This window comes from Streptomyces sp. NPDC029138, assembly GCF_055564375.1.
Map to the genome: position 1 here is coordinate 1 of NZ_JBVHWM010000139.1, position 3,492 is coordinate 3,492.

Sequence of the window (3,492 nt, forward strand, 5' to 3'; positions counted from 1 at the left end):
ACGCCCGGATCCGGATCTACCCCGACGCCGCCCACGCCTCGCTGTTCCAGTACCCCGCCGAAGCCGCCAAGGACGTCAACGCCTTCCTCGGCTGAGACCACCACCCCGCCACCAGGAGAGGTACCGTGTCCGACCTTCTCAACACCATCTTCGACGCCTACGGCGGCCGCGCCCGCTGGGAAGAGGCCGACCACATCAGCGCCCGCCAGTTCTTCGGCGGCGCCCTGTGGGGCATGAAGGGGCATCCCGGGGCCCTCGACGACGTGGACGTGACCGTCGGCCTGCACCGGCAGTACGTCCGGCAGGAACCGTTCTTCGAGGACGGCCACCACGTGACCTTCACGGGGGACCGGGTCGCGGTGGAGGACACCGAGGGCAACCTCGTGGAAGAACTCCTCGACCCGCGTGCCTCCTTCGCCGGGCACGATCTGATGACCCCGTGGAGCAGGCTGCAGCTCGCCTACTTCTCGGGCAGCGCCATGTGGACCTACCTGGCCGAGCCGCTTTCGCTGACCTTCCCCGGGGTACGCACCGAGGAGATCGGGACGTGGACGGAGAACGGCGAGAGGTTCCGTCGCCTGCACGTGGTCTTCCCCGACAGTATCGCCACCCTCAGCACCGAGCAGACCTTGTACGTGGACGAATCCGGGCTGATCCGCCGGCGCGACTACAGCGTGGAGATCGCCGGCAACACCCCCGCCGCCCACTACATCTCCGGCCACCAAGAGGTGTCCGGCCTGGTCATCCCCACCACACGGATGATCTACAGCCGCGACGAGAACGGCCACAAGGTTCCCGAGCCGCTGGTCGTCTCCGTGCGCCTGGAGAACGTCACCGTCTCTTGAACAACCCGGCACCCGCCTGCGGCCACGCGACACGGACACGTTTCGCGGAGCCTCACCGTGCCGTCGGGCCACCCCGACCGCGGGTGGCCCGAACGAGAAAGGCAGACAGCAATGAGCAGCATCTCAGCGGCGTCCTCCGGGTCGTTCACCATCGGCGGTGACCTGAAGGTCAACCGACTCGGTTACGGCACCATGCAGTTGACGGGTCCGGGAGTGTGGGGTCCCTTCCCCGACCAGGACAGGGGTGTGCGTGTCCTGCGCCGCGCCGTGGAACTGGGCGTGACCCTGTTCGACACCGCCGACTCCTACGGACCCGAGACGGCCGAAGAACTGCTACGCAAGGCACTGCACCCGTACCCGGAGAACCTGGTCATCGCCACCAAGGCCGGGTTCACCCGTCCCGGTCCTGGGCAGTGGCGGCCGAACGGCCGGCCCGACTACCTGCGGCGGCAGGCGGAGTCCAGCCTGCGCCGGCTGGGTCTGGAGCGCATTCCGCTGTTCCAGCTGCACCGCGTCGACCCCGCAGTGCCCTTCGAGGACCAGATCGGCGTCCTCAAGGAGCTGCGTGACGAGGGCAAGATCGCCCACGTCGGACTCTCCGAGGTCGGCGTCGACGAGCTGGAGCGGGCTCGCCGCATCGTGCCGGTCGCCTCCGTGCAGAACCTCTACAACATCGCCCAGCGCGACTCCGAGGACGTTCTGGAGTACGCCGAGGCGAACGACATCGCCTTCCTGCCCTGGTTCCCGCTGGCCACCGGGCAGCTGGCCCAGCCGGGCGGTCCCCTCGCCCGCGTCGCGGCCCACCTGGGCGCCTCGCCGTCCCAGGCCGCGCTGGCCTGGCTGCTGCGCCGGTCGCCGGTCGTGCTGCCCATCCCGGGCACGTCGTCGGTCGAGCACCTCGAAGACAACGTGGCAGCCGCCTCGCTCGAGCTGTCGCCTACCGACTTCGAGGCTCTGAGCGATCCGTTCTCCCGCGGCTGAGACGATCCCGGAACGAGCCCGAGGGCCACGGAAACTCCGAAGGTCGCGGGCGTCGGCGGTTGCGGCGGTCTCCGGTGGCGAGGCTCGCCGACGGCTGAGCTGTCCCCCGGGCGCGGCCGGGGGACAGCTCAGCCGTGCGAGCGTGATCCGGTCACGTCGCACCACCGGCACGGCCGGCCCGTCATGTCGTACGAGCGGCCTGCGGCTCGCACACCTGTATGCGAGCCCGGGCGAGCTCGTACGGCCGTACACGGGTCCGGACCGGAGGAACGGCGTTCGCCGGCAGACGGGTCGGCCGCCCTCGGGTGCCGGATCGCGGCCCCGTTCTCCGCTGTCGCCTGAGCCACCACCCATGTGGGGAGTACCTCATGCGCCGCCCTGAAGTCGGCCACCTCGACCTTCACGAAGGCGGCGGCGCCGCCGCTCACTTCGCTGACCGCACGGGAGGGTCTCTTCGTATGTAGGGCTTCCCGGCCGGGCACGGGCCGGCAACCGGCATGGCACGACTGTCGGGAAGAGCACCCTGACCGGGTCCTGTCCGGCTGCCGGCCGGCTTCGGCCGCGCCCCGGACAGGCCGCGGCGGATCCCGGGAATTACGGCAGGACCGAATCGCTTCAACCGATGCAGATGACCGGCCATATTCATTACATGGCGGCGCCAGTGAACGGCGCCCCGCTGAACGTTTCCGCACTCAACCCTCAGGAGCAGACCATGTCCGAGCAGACCTTCCCCCGCACGACCGTCGTCGTCGCCTACCACTCCGGCTACGGGCACACGGCCGTACTCGCCGAGGCTGTGCGGCGCGGAGCCTCGGATGCCGGGGCCGACGTGACCTTCGTGGACGTGACCACCATCACTGACGAACAGTGGCACCGACTGGACGCCGCGGACGCGATCGTCTTCGGATCGCCCACCTACATGGGCGGCGCCTCGGCCGGCTTCCACACCTTCGCCGAAGCGACCAGCGGCCGCTGGGCCGAGGGACGGTGGGCGGACAAGCTGGCGGCGGGGTTCACCAACTCGGCCTCCAAGAGCGGCGACAAGAGCAACACCCTCGCTTTCTTCGCCGCCTTCGCCGCCCAGCACCGGATGCTCTGGGTCAGCCTGGGCCTGGCTCCGGGCTGGAACTCCAGCTCCGCCTCCGAGCACGACCTGAACCGCCTCGGCTTCTGGAGCGGAGCCGGCGCACAGACCCCGTTGGATGGCGGAGTCGACACCGTCCACAAGGCGGACATCGCCACGGCCGAGCACCTGGGCGCGCGCGTCGCCCGGCAGGCCGCCCTGATCAGCGCCGGACGCCACGCCCTCGCCGGCACGGTCTGAGCGTCGACACGATTTTCAGGGGCGGTGCGCCGCCCCCCGACCCGCCCGGACGACCGGCACGAGGAGACGCAGTGAAGCTTTCTGCAGTCACGTCAGATCAGACAACTCCCCCACCCCAAGACCGGGTACTTTCCCGGCCGTCCGGATCCAGGCGGCCTCTCGCCACCGCGGGCGTGGTGATCGCCTCGATCGCCGTCGCCTTCGGAGCCGGCGCCGGCAGCCCACTCTTCGTGCTCTACCAGCGCGAATGGGGCTTCCCCGCCTGGCAGCTCACCACGGCGTTCACCGTGTACGCGGTGACGCTGCTGGCCACCCTCCTCGTGGCCGGTTCCGTGTCGGACC

The 3,492-nt window shown here is 70.0% G+C and carries 3 protein-coding genes; all 3 read left to right on the forward strand.

Annotation, left to right across the window (positions count from 1 at the left end; all coding sequences use genetic code 11):
• The first annotated feature begins 125 nt into the window (after positions 1-125).
• The 3 genes from ACZ4WH_RS43845 (at position 126) to ACZ4WH_RS43855 (ending at position 3,150) form a co-directional block, all read left to right on the forward strand.
• Complete coding sequence (locus ACZ4WH_RS43845) at positions 126-845, forward strand: hypothetical protein (RefSeq protein WP_468191925.1); 720 nt, start codon at positions 126-128, stop codon at positions 843-845.
• A 111-nt stretch (positions 846-956) separates the two neighbouring features.
• Positions 957-1,826 carry an aldo/keto reductase gene (locus ACZ4WH_RS43850; RefSeq protein WP_468191928.1) on the forward strand — a complete coding sequence of 290 codons (870 nt, stop codon included), beginning with the start codon at positions 957-959 and terminating at the stop codon, positions 1,824-1,826.
• A gap of 712 nt (positions 1,827-2,538) precedes the next feature.
• A complete protein-coding gene (locus tag ACZ4WH_RS43855; protein WP_468191931.1) occupies positions 2,539-3,150 on the forward strand; it encodes a flavodoxin family protein in 612 nt (203 codons plus the stop codon).
• The last annotated feature ends 342 nt before the right edge of the window (positions 3,151-3,492 follow it).